This is a genomic window from Photobacterium sp. R1 (assembly GCF_054600795.1).
The window spans coordinates 1-309 of sequence record NZ_BAAHZP010000348.1 but is presented as its reverse complement, the minus strand read 5'-3'; the positions used below and the strand labels follow the sequence as shown (position 1 = coordinate 309).

Annotated in this window: 1 protein-coding gene; it reads right to left on the bottom strand. The window is 66.3% G+C overall.

Going from position 1 to position 309, the window contains the following annotated elements:
• The coding region (locus ACYP03_RS25360) for a magnesium chelatase subunit ChlI family protein (protein WP_459782582.1) at nt 1-309 on the bottom strand (309 nt) is incomplete at both ends.

The window sequence follows — 309 nt, the reverse complement described above, 5'->3', positions numbered from 1 at the left end:
GGCCAGATGGGCCCGTTCAATGTCGGGTTTGCCGGCCAGATCGGCGATGGTGCGGGCGACTTTGATGATCCGGTGATAGGCGCGGATCGACAGGCCGAGCTGGTGCAGGGCGGTTTCGAGGAACTCGGCGTCGGCTTTGGTCAGCGCGCAGTGCTGGTCCAGTTCGCGGGTACCGAGCAGGGCATTGATCTTGCCGCCGCGGCTGTGCATGCGGTCCCGCGCTTCCGTCACCCGTTCTTTGATCACCCCTGTGGTTTCCCCTCTGTCGCCGCCCTGAGCCAGCGTGCCTCGGGGCAGGGCAGGGATCTC